This window comes from Terrihabitans aquatilis (genome assembly GCF_052542005.1).
In genome coordinates this window covers 488,054-507,874 of record NZ_JBOCUO010000002.1, presented here as the reverse complement: position 1 = coordinate 507,874, position 19,821 = coordinate 488,054, and the positions used below count along the sequence as shown (strand labels likewise).

Here is a 19,821-nt window from a genome sequence, read left to right as displayed (position 1 = left end):
TCGGGGCTCAGGGCGCCCCGATCCGTTCGTTCTGGTCGTTGAGCAGAGGCACGCCGTAATCGAGCAGGATCTTGTCGATCTCGGCCCGGTTCTCGCGGATCAGGCGGTTCAGCGCGCGCTTCCATTCCTGATCGGAGGCACGCACTCCCATGGTGATCTGGAAGGCCATGCGCGGGCCTTTCGTTTCCTTGACCAAGGGAACAACGGTTAGGGGCGGCGTGGCGTTCTTGCCGAAATAGCCGGCCATCGGCCCCCAGAGCACGCCGGCGTCGATCTCGCCGCTGGCGATGTCGTTCGTCATGTCGCGGGCCGAGGAATCGATGCGGGTATCGACGAGCAGGGGGTAGGCACGGGCGCGCTCGATCAGGCCGTTGGCGAGGAGGAGATTGACCGGCGGGGTCTGGGCCACGACGCCGACGCGTTTGCCCGCAAGGCGTGGGTCCGACAGCGTCTCGACGCCGTCGAGCCCCTGGCCGGGCTTGTAGATGAGGGCATAGGCCGTGCGGTAATAAGGATTGGTGTTCTGGACGAGCTCGTCGCCCTGAGCGTAGCCGATGACGACGTCGCAGGTGTGAGCGCCCAGCGTGTTGCGCACGAAGCCGATGGCCTGCGGGAACCAGGCGTAGGACACGCTCTTGCCAAGCTTGCTGGCCAGCAGTTCGGCGATGCGGTTCTCGAAACCCTCCTCCTTGTCGTTGGAGAAGGGCATGTTGCCTGGATCCGCGCAGACGCGGAGCACCCTAGGGTCGATGAGTTCGAGCGACAGCTCATCCGGCTGCTGGGCCGATGCCGGGGCGCAGGCCAGCGGCAAAGCGAGGGCAAGCACGGCCAGCCCCCGCAGCCCTTTGGCGATGTGTCGAATTCCCGCCATTGTCTATTTGTCTCCGCTGAGCCGTAAAACGATGGCCTAGCGGCCCATGCAGGCGTTCTCGGCTTCGACGAAGGATTTGGGCTTGTCCGCATGCTTGTCGGGACGCGCGCGATTCACCACGCCGGCATTGCGGGCGCGCAGATACACGTAGATGTCGTCGAGGTAGCACATCACGTTCGGGTTCGTGCCGAAGGCGGGCATGACGTTCTCGTGGCCGCCGCCGACATTGACGCGGCCATTGACCACGATCTGCTGGAAATCGGCGTAGGGCATGGTCTTGAGCGACTGGACGAGGGACGGCGCGTAGCTGGAGCCTTCTCCCGCCGGGCCATGGCAGACATGGCATTCGGCGTGGTAACGGCGATAGCCGGAATAGGTGTACCAATCGGTGCTGCCGGTCTCGTCGACCTTGAAGGTGGGATTGCCTTCGGCGTCAGCGAACTTGCCGTCTTCCTCGGAAGCCGCCGCCGGGTCGCCGGACCCGTCGGCGCTGTAGGCGAGGCCGGTGAGCGCGAACGAAGCAGCGAGGAGCGCTCCCGCGACGGCGTGGAATTTTACGATCATATCCATCGGACCTTTGACGATGCGGACGAAAAGCGAGGGTTCTCCCGGCCGTGGCCGGAAGAACCTTTCGTGGCGATGCTCAGTCCGGAACGGAGAACACGGTGAGCTGTCCGCCGAGCGCGGTGTAATCGCGCAGGGCCGCATAGCCACCGACGGCGCCGAGGCCGGCGGTGGATTCGGTGAGACCGGCCGCAAGGCCGATGCCCGCCCAGCCGCCGACACCGGACAGCACGGCGATGTATTGCTTGCCGTCATGCTCGAAGGTGTTGACGTTGCCGATGATGCCCGACGGCGTCTTGAAGCGGTAAAGCTCCTTGCCCGTCTTGGCATCGACCGCCTTCAGATGGCCTTCCAGCGTGCCGTAGAACACCACGCCCCCCTTGGTGGCCAGTGCACCTGACCAGACCGAGAAACGCTCCGGGATCGTCCAGACGATCTTTCCGGTGGTTGCGTCCCAGGCGATGAAATTGCCCATGTTCTCCGAGCCCTTGGGCGGATACATGGACAGGGTGGCGCCGACATAGGGCTGGCCGGCCGTATAGCTGACGCGGAACGGCTCGTAATCCATGCAGACGTGATTGGTCGGCACGTAAAACAGGCCGGTATCGGGAGAATAGGCCGAGGGTTGCTGGTCCTTGGTGCCGAGCGCCGCCGGGCAGATGCCGGTGACGTTGGTGTCCTCGCCCGCCTGATGGGTCGAATATTGCGCGACCACTTGTGGACGGCCGTAGGTTGGGGACGATTTGTCCATGTCGACCTTGGTGGCCCAGTTGACGACCGGATCGTATTTCTCGGCGACGAGCAGCTCGCCGGTGACGCGGTCCAGCGTGTAGCCGAAGCCGTTACGGTCGAGATGGACGAGCGCCTTGCGGGTGGCGCCGCCCATGGGCAGATCGGCCAGGATCATCTCGTTGACGCCGTCATAATCCCATTCGTCATGGGGCGTCATCTGGTAGAGCCATTTCGCCATGCCGGTGTCGGCGTCACGGGCGAAGATGGTCATGGAATATTTGTTGTCGCCGGGACGCTGCGAGGGGTTCCAGGTCGACGGGTTGCCGGTGCCGTAATAGATCAGATTGGTTTCGGGATCGTAGGACGTCCATCCCCACGTCGTGCCGCCGCCGATCTTCCACTGGTCGCCTTCCCAGCTCTTGAGGCTGGAATCCTTGCCGATCGGCTTGCCGAGCTCGGTGGTCTTTTCGGGGTCGACGAGCATGTCGGCGTCCGGACCGACCGAATAAGCGCGCCACGCCACCTTGCCGTCTGACAGATTGTAGGCGGTGAGATGGCCGCGTACGCCGAATTCGGCGCCGGAAATACCGATGAGCACCTTGTCCTTCACGACGAGCGGCGCCGCGGTGCCGGTTTCACCCTTGCCGGGATCGCCGTTCTTGGCCTGCCAGGCGACCGCGCCGGTCTTGGCATCGAGCGCGACGACGGTTGCGTCGGCCTGGTTCAGGATGATCTTGCCATCGCCATAGGCCACGCCGCGATTGACGGTGTCGCAGCACATGACGGGGATGACGCTGGGATCCTGCTTCGGCTCGTATTTCCAGATGATCTTGCCCTCTTCCTTGAGATCGAGGGCGTAGACGATGTTGGGGAACGGCGTGTGGATGTACATCACGCCATCGATGACGAGGGGGCCGCCTTCATGGCCGCGCAGCACGCCGGTGGAGAAGCTCCAGTTCGCCTGCATCTTGCCGACATTGCCGACGTTGATCTGGTCCAGCGATGAATAGCGATGATTGGCGTAATTGCCGGATGGCATGACCCAGTTCTTCGGGTTCTTTTCCATCTGGATGAGTTCGTCGTTGGCATTCGCCGGGCCCAGGGTGAGCGAAGCGACGCCAGCAATCAGGGCGATCTTCAAGTAATGCATTGCCTTCCTCCCGTTATTTATCGGTTATTTGTTGGCTTCGCTCAGTCGTGCGGATCTTCGTCCGCTTCTCACTGCAGCGTATGCTTGCGACATGCCGGCGACCTCGGAAGAGGGGCGCTGGAACATCTGACCCTTGCGGCAAATCCTCCTCTCTTTTCGTTGTACGGCGCGGGTTCGTAGCCGCGCCGTCAGAAACAGCGCACTTCCGCCTCCGCTTGGGCGCGGCGCAATTCGTCGGCCGCGGCGCGCGCGGGCTCCGCGGAGCGGAATACCGCGCTCCGCTCTCCTGGAAGCTGGATCAGGCTGGCCACCGTCTCGCCCGTGACGTAGCGGTCGTAGGGCAGGATCGTCGCGACGACGTCGATCGAGCAGGAGCAGCGGTCGAGCGATTCACGCGTCGTGCCGTTGGCCTGCATACAGGCAAAGACGTAATCGACACGCGCGGCCGTGGGGTAATCATTGGCGGTTGGAGCATTGGCAGGCTGGGCGAAGGCCGAAGTTGCACCCAGGCATGCGCAGAAGAAGAGGCCGGGCCCCACAACGGCACGCAGGAAGCTCATCGCCGCGCCCTCTCCCAAATGAGGCTGCCTGTTTCGACAGGTGCATGGAGCCGAAGCACCGCGAACCTGCCCTTACACGTTTTTCGTGCAGCCATTCTTGAAGTCATTATTCGCAAATAAATTCGTTGTGCAAGACAAGTTTACGCGTGATGTCGATCTCAGGATAAACGCTATGTGCTTCGCCGCGTGGTATCCAGAATATCTGATATCACAGCATTCATGGACCGCTACGTGGCGGAATCTGTTGCGTAATCGCGGGAAGAGGTGTGTCATGCCGCGCAGCCAAGGTCTTGTCGAGATGAGGCAAGAGGAAAGGCGGCGCGCTGATAGCAGCTCCTTCCCCACCCTCGACGGCCTGACCGCGGTTTTTCGAACGTGATGCGCCCGTCGGGCAAGTCGATCCGGTGCATCGTGATCTGCTGAAGCAGCGACAGAACAAGCTGCAAGACAGGGAGGAGAAAACGATGGCGACGACCAGCGGGATTTCATTGCATCCGGCGATCGACCAGGGGGTTCGGCCGGGATCGAGCAGTTTTTCAGGCGGGACTTTGGTGTGCGAGTGCACCGACCGGCCCGTGACCGTGCAGATCAATTCGGAGGTGCTGCACAACCATGCCTGCGGGTGCACCAAGTGCTGGAAGCCGAGCGGTGCGGTGTTTTCCATCGTGGGCGTGGTGCCGGACGACGCCGTGAACGTCACCGCCAACGAGGACAAGCTGGAGGTGGTGGACCCGAGCGCGACGATCCTGCGGCATGCGTGCCGCGAGTGCGGCGTGCATCTCTACGGCCCCATCGAGAAGGAGCATGCCTTCAAGGGCCTGTCGTTCATCCACAGCGAGCGGTTCGAGGAGGAGGGCGCCGCACCGCCCGGCTTCGCGGCGTTCGTGTCCTCCATCATCGAATCCGGCACGCCGCCGAGCCAGATGGAGTCCATCCGCGCCCGCCTGAAGGAATTGGGCCTCGAACCCTATGACGCGCTCAACCCACCCTTGATGGATGCGCTCGCGACCTATGCCGCGAAACAGGCCGGCACGCTGAGGGAGTGATTTTCCGGAGCGGTCGCCCCTGACCGAGAGAACGAGGGCGGCTGCGGGGACCTGCCTCGCAGCCGTGTCCTATGGCGCGGGATCGTTCCCGGGCTCCAGGGGATCACTCCCCTCCAGCCGGTCGCGATACAAGACGGCCTGCACCAGCAGCATCAGCGTGACCGGGGTTGTGATCGTGACGAACAGGCCGATCAGGATCTCGTGGACGATGGGCCTGGTCTGCGACATCGAGAAATACACCATCGACGCCACGAGAATGCTGAGCATGCCCAGCGTCGCGCCCAGCGTGGGCGCGTGCACCCGCTCGTAGAAGCTCTTCAGCCGCACGAGACCGAGCGTGCCAATGAGGGTGAGACCCGAGCCGAACAGGATGAGCGCCGAGGTGAGCAGCGCCGCCCAGAGGGGAAGGTCGTGAAGCGCCGGCATCATTCGATGATCTCTCCCCGCATGATGAATTTGGCGAGCGCCACCATGGCCACGAAACCGAGCAGCGCGATGACCAGGGCCGCCTCGAAGTAGAGCGTGGTTCCGGAACTGATGCCGAACACAAGGATCAGCAGCATGGCGTTCACGTAAAGGGAATCCATGGCGACGATGCGGTCCTGCGCGCGGGGGCCGCGCAGGATGCGGAATGTGGCCACGATCATGGCCAGAGCGAGCATCACCTGACCGATGAGCAGGGACCAGGCGAGGATCGAGCCGCTCATTCGAAAATCTCCATCAAGCGATTTTCATACCGGTTCTTGATGATCGACGCCCAATCGTCGTCGTCAACCAGATCCAGAACGTGAATCGTGAGCAGGCCGGTGGCGGGGTCGTAGGCCACCCAGCTTGTGCCCGGCGCCGCGGTGATGAGACAGGCGAGGACGGACAGGCCGTAGGGCGAGCGCAGGCGCAGCGGGATGTCGACGAAGCCGGATGTGCGGTCATGCTCGCGGCCCAGGATGACGCGCGCGACATTGATGTTCGAGCGCACCATGTCGATCGCGAAGGCCCAGATGAGGGCAATGACGGTCATCGGGTGCCGCATGCGGAAGGGCGGGACGTCGAGGACCTGCAGGACGAGGGGGCCGAGCAGGCCGAAGGTGACGCCGAGCAGCAATTGGCCCGGCGACACGCTTTGATTGAGCAGAAGCCAGATGCCGAGCAGGGCCAGCGAGACGTAAGGATGGGGGAGGACCCGCCTCATTGCGCACCTCCCGTCCCCGCATCGCCCGCCTGCGGTACGATGAGGGTCTGCGCCTGGGCGCCGCCGCCCCGCAGGCCCTCGGCCGTGGCCTGCATGAAGCGCATGGTCGGGCCGGCCTGGATCGTCATGGCGAGGCACAGGACGAGCAGTGCGCCGACAGGGGCAAGCTCGATGACGCGGACGCCCGGAACCTCACGCTCGATCGAGGCCCAGAAGGCACGCAGGCCCGCGCGCACCATGGCGATGACCGTGATGAAGCCCGACAGCAGGAGCGTGACGATGAGAACCCATGTCTCGAGCGGCAGCCCCGGGTTTCCCGGCGCCTCGCCGCGCCCGATGGCGCCCGCGAGAATGGCGAATTTGGCGACGAAGCCGGAGAGCGGCGGCAGGCCCGACAGAAGCAGTGCGCAGGCGATGAAACCGATGCCGAGAACCGCGAGAACCGCCGGCACGGCCGGGCCCTCCTCGCCGTCTTCGCCCGCTTCCTCCTCGTCCTCGACGCCATAGGCCTCCAGGGTGACGGCAATGATGTCGTCTGCGGGGGCGCGGCCGCGCTCGATGAGCTCGATGAGGAGGAAGAAGGCCCCGATGGCGAGGGTGGAGCTGACGAGATAGAACAGGGCCGGGCCGACGATGGCGGGATCGTTGGTGCCGATGACCGCGAGCAGCGTGCCTGAGGAGACGAGCACGCTGAGGCCGGCCAGCCTGTTGAGATCCTGAGAGGCGAGCATGCCCAGTGCCGCGAAGCCGACGGTGGCGACACCGCCCGCGATCAGCCAGCCCGTGCCGAACATCACCGAGCCGTCGATCTCCGTGCCGGTGAGGATGGAGCCAACACGCAGGACCGCGTAGATGCCGACCTTCGTCATGATGGAGAACAGGGCGGCGACCGGCGCGCTGGCCGCCGAATAGGTGCTGGGCAGCCAGAAGCCCAGCGGCCAGATCGCGGCCTTCACGAGGAAGACGATGCCGAGAATGCTGGCGCCCATTTCCAGCAACACGCGCTCACGCGCGGCGAGCTCGGGAATGCGTCGCGCCAGATCCGTCATGTTGAGGGTGCCGGCGCTGCCGTAGATGAGGCTGACGCCTATGAGGAAGACGAAGGACGCCGCGAGGTTGATGGCGATGTAGTGCAGGCCGGCGCGCACGCGCGCCTGGCCCGAACCGTGCAGGGCAAGCCCGTAGGACGCCGCCAGCAGCACCTCGAAGAACACGAAGAGGTTGAAGAGATCGGCGGTGAGGAAAGCGCCGTTCAGCCCCATCAGCAGGAACTGGAACAGGGGGTGGAAATAGCTGCCCGACCGGTGCCAGTGCGCCAGCGAGAACACCAGGGCCGCGCAGCCGAGGATCGCCGTCAGGAGCAGCATCAGGCTGGACAGCCGGTCGGCGACGAGCGAGATGCCGAATTCCACCGGCCAATCGCCCAGCCGATAGGTGCGGACGGCGTCGGCGGGATCGCCCGTGGCGGCGGTTGCCAGGAGGGTCGCGGCGATTGCGAGCAGAGCGAAGGTCGCCAGAAGGCTGATCGCGGTGAGAAGCACCCGGGTGCGCCCGTCGATCAGCAGCATCAGGCCGCCGGCGATGAGCGGCACGATGATCGGCGCGACGATGAGATGATCGGACCAGTTCATGATCAGCTCTCCCGACCATCGACGTGGTCGCTGCCGGTCAGGCCGCGGGAGACGAGCAGGACGACGAGGAACAGCGCCGTCATGGCGAAGCCGATGACGATGGCGGTCAGAACGAGGGCCTGCGGCAGCGGATCGACATAGCCCGACACGTCGGTGCCCGCGTCAGGATGGAGCACGGGCGGCATGCCGACCCTGAGCCGCCCCATCGAGAAGATGAAGAGGTTGACCGCGTAGGACAGCAGCGACAGGCCGATGATGACCTGGAAGGTGCGCGGCCGCAGCAGGAGCCAGATGCCCGAGGCGGCGAGGATGCCGATGGCGATCGAGATGACGAGTTCCATCAGACCCTCTCCTCGGTCAGCGGTGCCGCGGGAGTGGGAGCCGGTCGCAGGACGCGCAGCGATTGATGGGCCAGCGCGATGAGGATGAGGACCGTGGCGCCGAGAACCAGCGCAAAGACGCCGAGGTCGAACAGCAGTGCGCTCGCCATGGGCGTCTTGCCGAGGATCGGCAGATCGGCATAGGCGAAGGCGGAGGTGAGGAAGGGCTTTCCGAACCACAGCGCGCCCGAGCCTGTGAAGGCCGAGACGAGCAGGCCCACCCCGATCCAGCGCACCGGCAGGACGCGCAGCCGCGCCTCCACCCAGCGCGCGCCGCCCGCCATGTATTGCAGGATGAACGCGACGGCGAAGGTGAGACCGGCGACGAAGCCGCCGCCCGGCAGATCATGGCCGCGCATGAACAGGAAGGTCGACATCATGGCGATGACCGGGAACAGCAGGCGCATGACGAGCCCAGGCACCAGCATGTAATGCGCACCCAGCGGGTTCTTCTCGACCTTGTAGCGGTCGGCGTCGAACTCCTGCTGGAACTGCTTCTGCTCGGGATCGCCGATGCTGTCGCGCGCCGGGCGGAAACGTCGCAGCAATGCGTAGACCGTGATGCCGACGATGCCGAGCACGGTGATCTCGCCCAACGTATCGAAGCCGCGGAAATCGACGAGGATGACGTTCACGACGTTGCGGCCGCCGCCTTCCGTGTAGGCGCGCTGCAGGAAGTTGGTGGCGACGCTGCCCTCGAGCGGCCAGATCATGGCGGCGTAGGCAAGGCCGGCAAGGCCGCCGCCGGCGATGATGGCGATGATGAGATCGCCGAAGCGACGAATGCGGGCCCGGACGCCGGAATCAAGATCCGCGCCCTCGATGCGCTTGGGCAGCCAGCGCAGGCCGAGCAGGAGCAGCACCGTCGTCACGATCTCGACGAGCAATTGGGTGAGGGCGAGGTCCGGCGCGGAGAACCAGGCGAAGGTGACGCAGGTGGCAAGGCCCGCGCCTCCAGCGAAGATGACGGCGGCGAGGCGGTGATATTTGGCCTGATAGGCGGCCGCGATGGCGGAGGCCGCACCCACGAGCCAGACCAGGCCGAAGGCGAGGCCCGCGCCCTGCGGCCAGGTGAATTCCAGCGAGCCCGGCCGGAAATAGACCGACCAGAGGGCTGCGAGGATGACGACGACGACCAGAAGGCGCAATTGCGCCTGCAGCCGGTTGGTGCTGACGACACGCTCCACCGCCCGCGCCCAGCGCCACGAGAGGATGACCATGGCCCGCTCGAAGATGCGCTTGTCCTTGAGCTTGCGCAGGAACGGCGCGCCTTCGATATCGCCCGACAGATAACGCTGCAAAGCGAGATAGATCACGATGCCGCCGATCAACGCGATGATGCTCATCACGAGGGCCGGCGTGACGCCATGCCAGACGGCAAGACTGTAGGTTGGCGTCTGCGGGCCGAGAGCGCCGCGAACGGCGATGGCGAGGAAGTCGTGGATGGTCCAGGCAGGAACGACGCCGACCAGCACGCAGATCGACACCAGAAGCGCCACCGGAAGGAGCATCCACAGCACCGGATCGTGCGGGGCGCGGGGAAGGTCCGTGGCCGGGGGGCCGAAGAAGACCTGATGGATGAGGCGCAGCGAATAGGCCACGCTGAACATGCCGGCGAGCGTCGCAAGATAGGGCAGGCTGCTGTCGAGGAAGGTGTCGACATGCGCTTCCATCGTCTCGGCGAAGAACATCTCCTTCGACAGGAAGCCGTTGAGCAGCGGGACGCCGGCCATGGCCGCCGCCGCGACCGTGGCCAGAACCGCCGTCATCGGCATGGCGCGGTAAAGCCCGCCGAGGCGCCGGACATCCCTCGTGCCGGCCTCGTGGTCGATGATGCCGGCGGCCATGAAGAGCGACGCCTTGAAGGTGGCGTGGTTGATGATGTGGAAAATGGCCGCGACCGCCGCGAGCGGGCTGCCGAGGCCCAGCAACAGGGTGATGAGCCCGAGATGGCTGATGGTGGAATAAGCGAGCAGGCCCTTCAGATCCTGCTGGAACAGGGCCAGGAAGGCGCCGATGAGAAGGGTGGCGACGCCGATGGGCGTGAAGACCCAGAACCAATATTCGTGCCCCGCCATGGCCGGCCACAGCCGCGCGAGCAGAAAGACGCCCGCCTTCACCATGGTGGCCGAATGCAGGAAGGCGGAGACCGGCGTCGGCGCCGTCATGGCGCGCGGCAGCCAGAAATGGAACGGGAATTGCGCGCTCTTGGTCAACGCACCCAGCGCTATCAGGATCAGGGTGGGAAGATAGAGAGGATCGGCGACGATCTTGGGGCCGGACGTCAGAACCACATCCAGATCGAAACTGCCGGCGATGCGCCCGAGGAGCAGCATGCCGGCGAGCAGGCACAGGCCGCCCGCCGAGGTGACGGTGAGGGCGATGCGGGCTCCCTCGCGCGCGCTCTGATTGTTGTACCAGTACGCAATGAGCAGGAACGAGAAGAGGCTCGTCAGCTCCCAGAAGAACACGATCTGAATGAGATTGCCGGACAGTACTATGCCCAGCATCGCGCCCATGAAGGCGAGCAGATACGAGAAGAAGCGCGGAACGGAATCCGTCGGCGACATGTAATAGCGGGCGTAGAGGACGACGAGCAGGCCTATGCCGCCGATAAGAACGGCCATGCTCCAGGCCAGACCGTCAAGCCGCAGGATGAAGTTGAGCCCGTATTCCGGCAGCCATTCGAACTCGGCCCGCACCATCTGCCCGTCCATCACCGACGAACGGAGCGCCAGACCCGCGCACAGCACGCCGAGGGACACCGCGCCAGCCAGAAGCGCCTCCGCATTGCGCGCGTTGCTGGACAGGAAAACCGCAAGAAAACTGCCGACGAAAGGAAGGACGATGATGAGGGCTAGTAGGGTCACATCGTCCGGCATGGGCTGGGCGGATCCTTTCCACGGATTTGCGGCGGCGGCAGGCTTGCTGAAGTTCGCCCATTATGGTTGACTTTGTGGGCGAAATGCAATGGTTGAAGCTATGATTTTATGTCCCGAACAGTGTCGCGCTGCGCGTGGGCTGCTCAATTGGACGCAAGAGCAGCTCGCGGTGTCCGCCGGCGTCTCGCGCAGCACCATACGTGACTTCGAATGTCACCGGCATGAACTCCAGCGCGCCTCGGAGGCGCAGGTCATTGCAGCGTTGGAAGAGGCGGGCGTGAAGTTCCTTGGCCGCACCGGGGAGGGGCCCGGCGTGCGCCTGCGCCGGGCGTGACGCAGCGCCTGACCTTGAGATGCGGCGCGGGGACACACGCGGCTCTGATCCGCCGAGGAAGGACATCGCCCTGAACCCGCTCTACCAGGCCATGCGCACCACCATCTTCGAGGAGATGTCGCAGCTGGCGCGGGCGCATGGCGCCATCAATCTCGGGCAGGGCTTTCCGGATGGCGCCGGACCGCTGGATCTGCGGCAGGATGCGGCGCGGGCCGTCCTCGACGGCTCCAACCAATACCCGCCGTCGATGGGCCTGCCCGAACTTCGCGCGGCGGTGGCCCATCATTACCGGGCCCATCAGGGACTGGATGTCGAAGACCGCGATGTGCTGGTGACGTCCGGCGCGACGGAGGCGATCGCGGCTGCGCTGCTTGCGGTGCTGTCGCCCGGCGACGAGGTGATCCTGCTCGAGCCGATGTACGATGCCTACCTGCCGCTCGTGCAGCGGGCGGGCGCGCAGGCGCGGTTCGTGACGCTGCATCCGCCCGAATGGCGGCTCCCTATCGCGGATATCGCGGCGGCGATCGGGCCGCGCACGCGGGCCATCGTGCTCAACGACCCGATGAACCCGGCAGCCCGCGTGTTCGAACGCGCCGAGCTGGAGGCGCTCGCCGCTCTCTGCGCGGCGCATGATCTGGTCGCGATCTGCGACGAGGTGTGGGAGCATGTGCTGTTCGATGGCCGGCCGCATCATTCGCTGCTCGGCCTGCCCGGAATGGCCGAGCGGGCGGTGAAGATCGGGTCCGCCGGCAAGATTTTCGCGCTGACGGGCTGGAAAGTGGGCTTCGTGTTGGCCGGGCCGCGTCTTCTGGGGCCGATCGCGCGGGCGCATCAATTCCTGACCTTCACCACCCCGCCCAACCTGCAATCAGCGGTGGCCTTCGGCCTCGGCAAGGAGCGCGCCTTCTTCACACAGATGCGCGCGGATCTGCAGCGTTCGCGGGACCGCCTCACCGGCGCCCTGACGGGTGCGGGCTTTGCCGTTCTGCCGAGCGAGGCGACCTATTTCCTGTGCGTGGACCTGGCGGCCTCGGGCATCGTGGGACGTGACGGCGATGTGTGCCGTGCCTGGGTGGAGGAAGCGGGCGTCGCGGCCATTCCGGTGTCGGCCTTTTATGCCAGCGGGAACGGCACGACCAACGTGGTGCGGCTGTGTTTCGCAAAAGCGGCTGCAGTGCTGGACGAGGCGGCGGAGCGGCTTGGCCGCTGGCGCACGCGGCATGTGACGTGACGGCTCAGGCGCGCACGAGCGATCCGCGTTCGCGCTCCACAGCCTCGAGGATGCAGGCGTAGACCTCGCGCACCCGGCGCGTGTTGTGCACGTCGGGATGCGAGGTGATCCAATAGGTGCGGCGGAAGGCGATCTCGGGCAGGACGCGCACGAGTTCCGGATGACGCGCGGCCACGTAATCGTGGACGACGCCGATGCCATGGCCTTCGCGGATGGCGTTGAGCTGGCCGGCGACGCTGCCGCATTCGAACCTTTTGGGCATCAGCCGGCGCAGGGTCGCGCCGTAATCGAGCGCGGCGCTGTAGGAGAATTCCTCGACCTGGGTGATGTGGAGGCGGGTGCGTACGTCGTCCTCGCTGCGGATCGGGCCGTGACGGGCGAGATGCTCCTGCGCGGCATAGACGCCGAGGGTGTAGTCGGACAGCTTCCGGGTGATCAGCCGCCCCTTCTGCGGACGATCGAGCACAATGGCGATGTCGGCCTCGCGTTTCGACAGGGAGAAGGTGCGGGGCAGCGGGACGAGCTGGATGACGAGCTCCGGATGCCGGTCGGAGAGGGCCGCCAAAGCCGGGGCGAGAAGGGTGTTGCCGAGCCCTTCCGGCGCGCCGACGCGCACCGTGCCGCCAACATTGGCTGTGATGCCGGACAATTGCGCGGCCACGCGCAGGAAGCCGGCCTCCGCTGCCTCGGCCGCCGGTAGGAATTGCTCGCCTGCGGGCGTCAGGGTGCAGCCGGCGTTCATGCGCTCCACCAGCTTCACGCCAAGCCCGGTCTCCAATGCGGAAAGCTGGCGGGCGACGGTGGCGTGATTGATGCCGAGCCGGCGCGCCGCGCCCAGCAATTGGCCGGTGCGGGCGACGGCCAGGAAAATGCGTGCCTGATCCCAATCCATCGACATCCATTTCCGCATAATGAAGGCGCAGAAACGCGCCTTGAGCCGCATTTATGGAATTGCTTTGCTTGCCGCCGCAAGGGAGAGCTGCGAATGAGCACCATCGAGCATTTCATCGGCGGACGCCGAATGGCCGGTCTATCCGGGCGGATATCGGCGGTGTTCAACCCGGCGACCGGCGCGCAATCGGGCCAGATCTCCATCGCGCGCGCGGATGAGGTCCGTGAGGCGATTGCCGGCGCTGAGCGGGCTTTTCCCGGCTGGGCGGCCACGACGCCGCTGCGCCGTGCGCGGGTGCTGAACGCGTTCCTGCGGATTCTGGAAGAGCGGATCGACGAGCTTGCCGCCGTCATCACCGCCGAGCACGGCAAGGTGCTGTCGGACGCCAAGGGTGAGATCCAGCGTGGCATGGAGGTGGTGGAATTCGCAACCGCGGCTCCGATCCTGCTGAAGGGCGAGTTCACGGAGAATGTCGGTACGCGGGTGGACAGCCATTCGCTGCGCCAGCCGCTCGGCGTGGTGGCGGGCATCACGCCATTCAACTTTCCGGCCATGGTGCCGATGTGGATGTTTCCTGTCGCGCTCGCCTGCGGCAATTGCTTCGTGCTGAAACCCTCGGAGCGTGACCCTTCGGCCTCTCTCCTCATCGCCGAATGGCTGACGGAGGCCGGCCTGCCGGACGGCGTGTTCACGGTGCTGCAGGGCGACAGGGAGACCGTGGAGGCGCTGATCTCCGACCCTGGCATCGCCGCCGTGAGCTTCGTCGGATCGACCCCGATTGCCAAGCATATCTACACGACCGCGACGGCCGCCGGAAAACGCTGCCAGGCGCTGGGCGGCGCCAAGAACCACATGATCGTCATGCCGGATGCCGACCTGGACCAGGCTGTGGACGCCCTGATGGGGGCGGCCTATGGCTCGGCCGGTGAGCGCTGCATGGCGATCTCGGTGGCGGTGCCGGTGGGCGAGAAGACGGCGGACGCCCTGATGGAGCGGCTGGTGCCGCGCGTGCGGGCGCTCAAGATCGGACCGGGCACCGACCCCGACGCCGAGATGGGGCCCGTGGTCACGAAGGCGCATATGGAGCGCATCAAGGGCTACATCGATGCCGGCGTCGCGGAGGGCGCGGAGCTCGCGGTCGATGGGCGCGGCTTCCGCATGCAGGGCTATGAGGATGGCTATTACGTCGGCGGCACGCTGTTCGACCGCGTGACCGAGGACATGTCGATCTACCGCGAGGAGATCTTCGGGCCGGTGCTGTCGGTTGTTCGCGCCGACAGCTACGAGACGGCCGCGCGCCTCATCAACGAGCATGAATTCGGCAACGGCACGGCCATCTTCACCCGCGACGGCGATGCCGCGCGGGAGTTCGCGCACCAGATTCAGGTGGGTATGATCGGCATCAACGTACCGATCCCGGTGCCGATGGCGTTCCATTCCTTCGGCGGGTGGAAGGCCTCGATGTTCGGCGACCACCACATGCACGGCGCGGAAGGCGTGCGTTTCTACACGCGCCTGAAGACGATCACCACGCGTTGGCCGACGGGCATCCGCTCGGGTGCGGACTTCATCATGCCGACGATGAAGTGAGACCGACGCCGGCTCACGCCTGAATCAGGCGGGCTTCTCCGGACGATGTGACGAGGTGGACCTGCCCCTCGCCGATGCGCCGGAGAATGCGCTGGATCTGTGCCGGTGGCAGCAGGTTGAAGGCAGTCGAGAAAGCATCGGCGGCGGCGGCCGTCGGCATAAGTGTCGTGACGCTGCGGTGCAGGTGCGAGGGCGCACCCGTGCGCGGGTCGAGCAGATGATTGAACCGGCCGGCCGGATCGAACCGGAAGCCGTAGGCTCCTGAGGTGGCGACGGCCCGATCGACGGCGTCCAGCGTCTTCGAGACGCGGTCGGGATGGTCGGGATCGGCGATGCCGACGCGCCACGGCTCGCCGGAAGGCCGGGCGCCGAGGGCTCGTGGCTCGCCCATGTCCACAAGGCTGCTTTCGATACCGCCGGCGCGCAGGAGATCGACGACCCGGTCGGTCGCATAGCCCTGCGCGACGCCGTTGAGCGTCAGCGCCATGCCGCGCCGGGCGAAGACGATTCGGTTCTCGTCGAAAGAGACATCGCCGAACCCGACACGGGCCAAGACGGCCTCGATGGCCGCGCGGGACGGGCCATCCGGATCGGGCGAGGGCCGGGAGAAATGATCGCGGTGCAACGTCCAGAGCGGCTGGACGGTCGGATCGAACGCGCCGCCGGTCAGCTCCCAGCAGCGGCGGCATTCGGAGAGGATTGCCGTCATGTCGGTGCTCGGCGACACGAGCATGCCCTGCCGGTTGAGGCCGACGAGGGCTGAATCCTCGCGGTAGAGGCTGAACTCCGCTTCGAGACGGCGCACCTCGGCCAGCGATTGCCGGACGAGGCGTTCGGCCCTGGCGCGGTCGTGATGGTGGACCTGCAGGCTGGCGACAGCGCCCATGGCCTGCCCGGTCCAAGTCACGACATGGGCTTCGGCCCGTGCCGCACTGCCCCAAGGCAGAAGGGCGAGGCCGGCCGCGGCGGCGCTGATGCCGATAAAGCGTCTACGAGAGAAGGACGACATGATTGTTCCTAATGGGCGTGCATGCCCGCAGGCGCAGGGGCTTCATGGCCCGAATGATCGGAATGGCCCGAATGGTCTCCTGCGCCGGGCTCCGCATCCGTGTCCGCGGGCTCGGGCGTTTCGGTGGCGGCGCTGAGGATGTAGTCCTGCGGCAGGTCGTCGAAGGCCTTTACCTCCCCGCCATTCTCGCCCGCGAACTTTTCCGCGGCCGCCTGATCCGAGAACGGGACGGCCTCGTCGGCGCCCATGCCGCCCTTCATGCGGCTTCCGACAACGAAGAAGGCCTTTTTGGCGTCGACCCAGTTGGTGGTGCCGGGCTGGTCCCAGTTCGGGGCCTTGGACATGTCGGAGACGTAGATGGCCCGGACATCCTTCGGCTCCTCCGGCAGCATGGTGAAGGAGATCGCGTCCCTTGCGGACGAGAACCAGACGGCGTCCTTTCGGCTTGCGAGGATGATCTGACCCTTCGGACCGGTGTGCTCCAGAACGTTCATGCCGCAATAATGGCCGATCGAGGCACGGGTCATCTCCTGCGGCGGGGGCGGGGCCTCGGCGGCCTTCTCGTCATTGCAGCCCGCGAGGGCGAATGCGCCCAGAACGGCGACGGCAAGGAGGGACTTTCTCATAATTCTCTCCGGGAAAAGGCGAGCGCCGCGAGGCCCAGCGGAACGAGGGCCCACGCGATGAGCGCGGCGAGGAGGATGGGCGGATGGAGGCTGGCCGTCTGCGCGACGCCGGCCATGCCGGAAAAGGCGCTGGCGCCGGCCGAGCCCGTCAGGTTGAACAGGCGATAGGCATCGGCCGGATTGGCCAAAAGGAGGGCGTTGAGCAGCCCGCCGGACAGGGTCTGGCCCTGATCGACAACCAGCAGGCCGAGCAGCGCCATGTCGTAGATCAGCACGAAGACGAGCCAGATGCCGATGGCGATGCCGGCAGCCGTGCCGCGCTCGCGCACCAGGGCACTGACGAGATAGCCGAGCGCGATGAAGACGGCACCGAGCAGGATGGAGGAGCCGATCATGGACGCAAAGGCCCGCCAGCTTTCGGCATCGATCGTGGCGCCGGTGGCGGCAAGGGCCGCCGCAGCCGCGCCGTAGCCCAGCAAGGTGGCGAAGGCCAGGATGGACAGGTGGCCGACGAATTTGCCGAGCAACACCTGCCAGCGTGCCACGGGATAGCTGAGGAGCAGCAGCATGGTGCCGCGCTCCATCTCGCCGACGATGGCGTCGTGCGAGATCAGCAGTGCGATGAGCGGCAGCAGGAAGATGGTGAGGCTGGACAGGCTGACGATCACGACATCGAGCGCGCGGACGCCGACCGTGCCCGTCGGGGCGCTGCCGAGAAAGGTGAGGGACAATGCGAGACCCGCCAGCAACAGGGTGGTGGCGAGGACCCAGCGATTGCGCAAGCCTTCCTGGATTTCCTTGCGCGCGATGATGAGGATGTTGTTCACCGCGCATGCTCCTGCGACAGAAGGAAATGGGCGTAGAGCTCGTCGAGCGTGGGCGGCACGACGTCGAGGTCTTCGACCGGAGCGCCCTCGGCGGTCGCCCGCCGCAGGATCTCGATCTTGTGTTCGGAGGTGGCCTCGACCTCGATCGTGTTGTCGTGGGTCCGGCGCCATCCATCGCGCAGGCCGAGCCGCTGCGGCGCGTCCTCGAGCCCGGCGGGCACTTTGAGTCGGATGCGAATGGGCAACTTTGCGATGCGCCGCAATTCGTCCAGCGTGCCGTCGGCGACCTTGATGCCGCGGTTCATGATGACGACGCGGCCGGCGCGTTCCTCCAGTTCGGTGAGAGCGTGGGACGACAAGAGCACCGTTGCGCCGCGGCCGCGCAATTCCTCGACGATCTCGTAGAAGCTCTGCCTCAAAGCGGGGTCGAGGCCGGTGGTCGGCTCGTCGAGCAGCAAGATCCGGGGCTCGCCCAAAAGCGCCTGCGCAAGGCCGAGACGCTGCCGCATGCCCTTCGAATAGGTGCCGACCCGGCGTGCGGCGGCGTGGCCGAGCCCGACGCGGTCCAGCAGGGCGCCGATGGATGTTGTGGATTCGCCCTTGAGGCGCGCGTAGAAGGACAGGGTCTCCTTGCCGGTCAAAGCCGCGTTGAAGGACACGCTCTCCGGTAGGTAGCCCAGCCTGCGCCGGGCCGCGAACTCGCCTGCGGCGGGATCGTCGCCGAGCACCTTGATGGAGCCCCCCGTGGGACGGATGAGGCCAAGCATCAGCTTCATCAGCGTGGTCTTGCCGGCGCCGTTGTGGCCGACCAAAGCGATCGTCTCGCCTTCGAGCAGGCTGAACGACACGTCGCGCACGGCTTCGACCTTGCCGAAGGTTTTGACGACGTTTCGGATATCGACGGTTGCGGTCATTGCGCGCTCCCCGCGGGTTGGGGCCTCGGGGGCGGGGCCATGAGGGGTTTGCTGTCGACCACACCGCCCGGCAGAAGGGCCGGAAACTGCGCCTGCGCCCAGCGGAGGACCTGAACGGCGGGGCTGTTCATCAGCACCTTGGCCTGCGGCGCGGTCCACAGCACCTTGTCTACGAGATCGTTGGGCCGGTAGGGGCTGTCGCCCAACCCGTCTCCGTTGAGGTCGAAGGCGGGATTGTCGCTCCAGTAATTGCCGCGCCCGTCCTTGGACCAGTCGAGGTGGCGGGTGCTGACATACTTCACCTGGTTGCGATTGCGGATGAAGGCGTTGCCGACCATCTCGTTGCGCTCGGAGCCGGCGGTGAAGTGGATGCCGATCTCGCAGCCCTCGAACCAATTGTCCCGGAACCGGTTCTGGTTGGCGTTGTAGATGAAGACGCATTTGCCGGGACCGGGGCGGGCGTCCGTGCCGGGATCGATGTCGGCGACGTCGGAATCCGGGACGCTGTGCTCCTTGTCATCGCCGCCGCGCGTGCCGGCTGTTTCCCAGCGTTCGGCCGGCTGCAAACGTCCGAGAACCATATTGCCGGTGATCTGCGACTGGTTGGCGTAATTGAACAGGAAGCCATGGTCGCGATCGCCGTCCGAGATGTTTCCCGTGATCTTCAGCCGATGCGAGAACATGATGGCGTAGGCGACAGCGTTGTTGGTCGATACGTTGTCGCTGATCTCGCTGTCGTTCGTGTACATGTAGTGGATCGCGAAGCGAACATCTCGGAAACGGTTGCCCGAGAAGACGTTGCGCTTGCTGGTGATCGTGTAGATCCCGTCACGCCCGTAACGGACGCTGTTGTTGAGGACCTTGGCACCCGTCGCGTTCCACACGGAAATGCCGTTGCCGGCCTCATTCAGCCGGCCCTCGCGCAGGCCTATGATCTCATTGCCGCGCGCAATCGAGTCCTGCGCGCCGTGCAGATAGATCCCGTAGAGATTTCCCTCGATCCGATTGGATTCGACGAGGGCGCCGGTTGCGGTCTTCTCGACGAAGACGCCGGCATCCATCTTTTCGAGGTCCTTGCCGGAGCCGCGAATGGTGAGGCCGCGCACCACGGCTTCGGGAGCCGAGACGCGGATGACGCTGCCGGTGCCGGATCCGACGACAATCGCGCCGGGCTCACCTTCAACAATTATCCGGCGTGCGATCCGGAGAGGCCCGCGGTGCTCGCCCGTCTGCAGGACGAGCACGTCATCCTCAGTGGCGTTGTCGATGGCGTGCTGAAGATCGCAGCCCGGAGGCAGGCTGATGCGCGCGGCCCATGCGGGCAGGCCGAAGCTGGCGGCGAAGATCGCCGTCAGCCCCACGCGTACGAGTGTACGACATCCCATCATGGGGG

Annotated in this window: 20 protein-coding genes; 4 read left to right on the top strand and 16 right to left on the bottom strand. The window is 65.7% G+C overall.

Annotation, left to right across the window (positions count from 1 at the left end):
- Window positions 1-7: 7 nt before the first annotated feature.
- The 4 genes from ACQ6S1_RS08400 to ACQ6S1_RS08385 form a co-directional block, all read right to left on the bottom strand.
- On the bottom strand, window positions 8-871 hold the full coding sequence (locus tag ACQ6S1_RS08400) for a substrate-binding domain-containing protein (protein WP_445040734.1): 864 nt from the start codon (window positions 869-871) through the stop codon (window positions 8-10).
- Between the two features lie 36 nt (window positions 872-907).
- Entirely contained in the window at window positions 908-1,435 is a 528-nt protein-coding gene (locus ACQ6S1_RS08395) for a c-type cytochrome, methanol metabolism-related (RefSeq protein WP_445040733.1), read from the bottom strand.
- A gap of 79 nt (window positions 1,436-1,514) precedes the next feature.
- Entirely contained in the window at window positions 1,515-3,317 is a 1,803-nt protein-coding gene (gene xoxF5 / locus ACQ6S1_RS08390; protein ID WP_445040732.1) for a lanthanide-dependent methanol dehydrogenase XoxF5, read from the bottom strand.
- A 188-nt stretch (window positions 3,318-3,505) separates the two neighbouring features.
- Window positions 3,506-3,877 (bottom strand): hypothetical protein, encoded by a 372-nt coding sequence (locus ACQ6S1_RS08385; RefSeq protein ID WP_445040731.1) that lies wholly within the window; start codon window positions 3,875-3,877, stop codon window positions 3,506-3,508.
- A 464-nt stretch (window positions 3,878-4,341) separates the two neighbouring features.
- On the opposite strand from ACQ6S1_RS08385, the gene gfa reads away from it, so the two are divergent.
- Window positions 4,342-4,923, top strand: coding sequence for an S-(hydroxymethyl)glutathione synthase (gene gfa, locus ACQ6S1_RS08380; protein ID WP_445040730.1), 582 nt, complete (start codon window positions 4,342-4,344; stop codon window positions 4,921-4,923).
- Between the two features lie 69 nt (window positions 4,924-4,992).
- Here gfa and mnhG read toward each other — a convergent pair whose 3' ends face one another.
- Genes mnhG through ACQ6S1_RS08350 form a run of 6 tightly spaced genes read right to left on the bottom strand, consistent with a single transcriptional unit; the run spans window position 4,993 to window position 11,005 of the window.
- Complete coding sequence (mnhG, locus tag ACQ6S1_RS08375; RefSeq protein WP_445041245.1) at window positions 4,993-5,349, bottom strand: monovalent cation/H(+) antiporter subunit G; 357 nt, start codon at window positions 5,347-5,349, stop codon at window positions 4,993-4,995.
- The gene (locus tag ACQ6S1_RS08370) at window positions 5,349-5,630 is read right to left on the bottom strand and encodes a K+/H+ antiporter subunit F (RefSeq protein ID WP_445040729.1); all 282 of its coding nucleotides are present in this window, start codon (window positions 5,628-5,630) and stop codon (window positions 5,349-5,351) included. The genes mnhG and ACQ6S1_RS08370 overlap by 1 nt, the downstream gene beginning before the upstream one ends.
- Entirely contained in the window at window positions 5,627-6,112 is a 486-nt protein-coding gene (locus tag ACQ6S1_RS08365; RefSeq protein ID WP_445040728.1) for a Na+/H+ antiporter subunit E, read from the bottom strand. The genes ACQ6S1_RS08370 and ACQ6S1_RS08365 overlap by 4 nt, the downstream gene beginning before the upstream one ends.
- The gene (locus ACQ6S1_RS08360; RefSeq protein WP_445040727.1) at window positions 6,109-7,743 is read right to left on the bottom strand and encodes a monovalent cation/H+ antiporter subunit D; all 1,635 of its coding nucleotides are present in this window, start codon (window positions 7,741-7,743) and stop codon (window positions 6,109-6,111) included. The genes ACQ6S1_RS08365 and ACQ6S1_RS08360 overlap by 4 nt, the downstream gene beginning before the upstream one ends.
- A gap of 2 nt (window positions 7,744-7,745) precedes the next feature.
- Complete coding sequence (locus ACQ6S1_RS08355; RefSeq protein ID WP_445040726.1) at window positions 7,746-8,084, bottom strand: Na+/H+ antiporter subunit C; 339 nt, start codon at window positions 8,082-8,084, stop codon at window positions 7,746-7,748.
- A complete protein-coding gene (locus ACQ6S1_RS08350) occupies window positions 8,084-11,005 on the bottom strand; it encodes a monovalent cation/H+ antiporter subunit A (protein WP_445040725.1) in 2,922 nt (973 codons plus the stop codon). The genes ACQ6S1_RS08355 and ACQ6S1_RS08350 overlap by 1 nt, the downstream gene beginning before the upstream one ends.
- Before the next feature lie 88 nt (window positions 11,006-11,093).
- On the opposite strand from ACQ6S1_RS08350, the gene ACQ6S1_RS08345 reads away from it, so the two are divergent.
- Both ACQ6S1_RS08345 and ACQ6S1_RS08340 read left to right on the top strand, forming a co-directional pair.
- On the top strand, window positions 11,094-11,339 hold the full coding sequence (locus tag ACQ6S1_RS08345) for a helix-turn-helix domain-containing protein (protein WP_445040724.1): 246 nt from the start codon (window positions 11,094-11,096) through the stop codon (window positions 11,337-11,339).
- Between the two features lie 19 nt (window positions 11,340-11,358).
- The gene (locus ACQ6S1_RS08340; RefSeq protein WP_445040723.1) at window positions 11,359-12,570 is read left to right on the top strand and encodes an aminotransferase; all 1,212 of its coding nucleotides are present in this window, start codon (window positions 11,359-11,361) and stop codon (window positions 12,568-12,570) included.
- 4 nt (window positions 12,571-12,574) lie between these two features.
- On the opposite strand, the gene ACQ6S1_RS08335 is transcribed toward ACQ6S1_RS08340, so the two are convergent.
- A complete protein-coding gene (locus ACQ6S1_RS08335) occupies window positions 12,575-13,462 on the bottom strand; it encodes a LysR family transcriptional regulator (protein ID WP_445041244.1) in 888 nt (295 codons plus the stop codon).
- A 93-nt stretch (window positions 13,463-13,555) separates the two neighbouring features.
- Here ACQ6S1_RS08335 and ACQ6S1_RS08330 point away from each other — a divergent pair, with 93 nt between their 5' ends.
- Window positions 13,556-15,052, top strand: a complete 1,497-nt coding sequence (locus ACQ6S1_RS08330; RefSeq protein WP_445040722.1) for a CoA-acylating methylmalonate-semialdehyde dehydrogenase — start codon at window positions 13,556-13,558, stop codon at window positions 15,050-15,052.
- A gap of 13 nt (window positions 15,053-15,065) precedes the next feature.
- On the opposite strand, the gene ACQ6S1_RS08325 is transcribed toward ACQ6S1_RS08330, so the two are convergent.
- From ACQ6S1_RS08325 to ACQ6S1_RS08305, 5 genes are read right to left on the bottom strand one after another with little or no spacing between them, the layout of a single operon-like run.
- Complete coding sequence (locus ACQ6S1_RS08325; RefSeq protein WP_445040721.1) at window positions 15,066-16,061, bottom strand: FAD:protein FMN transferase; 996 nt, start codon at window positions 16,059-16,061, stop codon at window positions 15,066-15,068.
- 8 nt (window positions 16,062-16,069) lie between these two features.
- Window positions 16,070-16,687: a nitrous oxide reductase accessory protein NosL gene (locus ACQ6S1_RS08320; RefSeq protein WP_445040720.1), complete on the bottom strand. Its 618-nt coding sequence runs from the start codon at window positions 16,685-16,687 to the stop codon at window positions 16,070-16,072.
- The gene (locus tag ACQ6S1_RS08315; protein ID WP_445040719.1) at window positions 16,684-17,514 is read right to left on the bottom strand and encodes a DUF2705 family protein; all 831 of its coding nucleotides are present in this window, start codon (window positions 17,512-17,514) and stop codon (window positions 16,684-16,686) included. Before ACQ6S1_RS08315 ends, ACQ6S1_RS08320 begins: the two co-directional genes overlap by 4 nt.
- The gene (locus ACQ6S1_RS08310; RefSeq protein WP_445040718.1) at window positions 17,511-18,428 is read right to left on the bottom strand and encodes an ABC transporter ATP-binding protein; all 918 of its coding nucleotides are present in this window, start codon (window positions 18,426-18,428) and stop codon (window positions 17,511-17,513) included. The genes ACQ6S1_RS08315 and ACQ6S1_RS08310 overlap by 4 nt, the downstream gene beginning before the upstream one ends.
- Entirely contained in the window at window positions 18,425-19,816 is a 1,392-nt protein-coding gene (locus ACQ6S1_RS08305; protein WP_445040717.1) for a nitrous oxide reductase family maturation protein NosD, read from the bottom strand. Before ACQ6S1_RS08305 ends, ACQ6S1_RS08310 begins: the two co-directional genes overlap by 4 nt.
- Between the last annotated feature and the right edge of the window lie 5 nt (window positions 19,817-19,821).

Bases quoted from the DNA above. Each gene is read 5' to 3' on its own strand.
- ACQ6S1_RS08320 (WP_445040720.1), bottom strand. From the start codon at position 16,687: ATGAGAAAGTCCCTCCTTGCCGTCGCCGTTCTGGGCGCATTCGCCCTC.
- ACQ6S1_RS08395 (WP_445040733.1), bottom strand. From the start codon at position 1,435: ATGATCGTAAAATTCCACGCCGTCGCGGGAGCGCTCCTCGCTGCTTCG.
- mnhG (WP_445041245.1), bottom strand. From the start codon at position 5,349: ATGCCGGCGCTTCACGACCTTCCCCTCTGGGCGGCGCTGCTCACCTCG.
- ACQ6S1_RS08330 (WP_445040722.1), top strand. From the start codon at position 13,556: ATGAGCACCATCGAGCATTTCATCGGCGGACGCCGAATGGCCGGTCTA.
- ACQ6S1_RS08325 (WP_445040721.1), bottom strand. From the start codon at position 16,061: ATGTCGTCCTTCTCTCGTAGACGCTTTATCGGCATCAGCGCCGCCGCG.
- ACQ6S1_RS08340 (WP_445040723.1), top strand. From the start codon at position 11,359: ATGCGGCGCGGGGACACACGCGGCTCTGATCCGCCGAGGAAGGACATC.
- ACQ6S1_RS08370 (WP_445040729.1), bottom strand. From the start codon at position 5,630: ATGAGCGGCTCGATCCTCGCCTGGTCCCTGCTCATCGGTCAGGTGATG.
- gfa (WP_445040730.1), top strand. From the start codon at position 4,342: ATGGCGACGACCAGCGGGATTTCATTGCATCCGGCGATCGACCAGGGG.
- ACQ6S1_RS08400 (WP_445040734.1), bottom strand. From the start codon at position 871: ATGGCGGGAATTCGACACATCGCCAAAGGGCTGCGGGGGCTGGCCGTG.
- ACQ6S1_RS08335 (WP_445041244.1), bottom strand. From the start codon at position 13,462: ATGGATTGGGATCAGGCACGCATTTTCCTGGCCGTCGCCCGCACCGGC.
- ACQ6S1_RS08350 (WP_445040725.1), bottom strand. From the start codon at position 11,005: ATGCCGGACGATGTGACCCTACTAGCCCTCATCATCGTCCTTCCTTTC.
- ACQ6S1_RS08305 (WP_445040717.1), bottom strand. From the start codon at position 19,816: ATGATGGGATGTCGTACACTCGTACGCGTGGGGCTGACGGCGATCTTC.
- ACQ6S1_RS08365 (WP_445040728.1), bottom strand. From the start codon at position 6,112: ATGAGGCGGGTCCTCCCCCATCCTTACGTCTCGCTGGCCCTGCTCGGC.
- ACQ6S1_RS08345 (WP_445040724.1), top strand. From the start codon at position 11,094: ATGGTTGAAGCTATGATTTTATGTCCCGAACAGTGTCGCGCTGCGCGT.
- ACQ6S1_RS08355 (WP_445040726.1), bottom strand. From the start codon at position 8,084: ATGGAACTCGTCATCTCGATCGCCATCGGCATCCTCGCCGCCTCGGGC.
- ACQ6S1_RS08360 (WP_445040727.1), bottom strand. From the start codon at position 7,743: ATGAACTGGTCCGATCATCTCATCGTCGCGCCGATCATCGTGCCGCTC.
- ACQ6S1_RS08310 (WP_445040718.1), bottom strand. From the start codon at position 18,428: ATGACCGCAACCGTCGATATCCGAAACGTCGTCAAAACCTTCGGCAAG.
- ACQ6S1_RS08385 (WP_445040731.1), bottom strand. From the start codon at position 3,877: ATGAGCTTCCTGCGTGCCGTTGTGGGGCCCGGCCTCTTCTTCTGCGCA.
- xoxF5 (WP_445040732.1), bottom strand. From the start codon at position 3,317: ATGCATTACTTGAAGATCGCCCTGATTGCTGGCGTCGCTTCGCTCACC.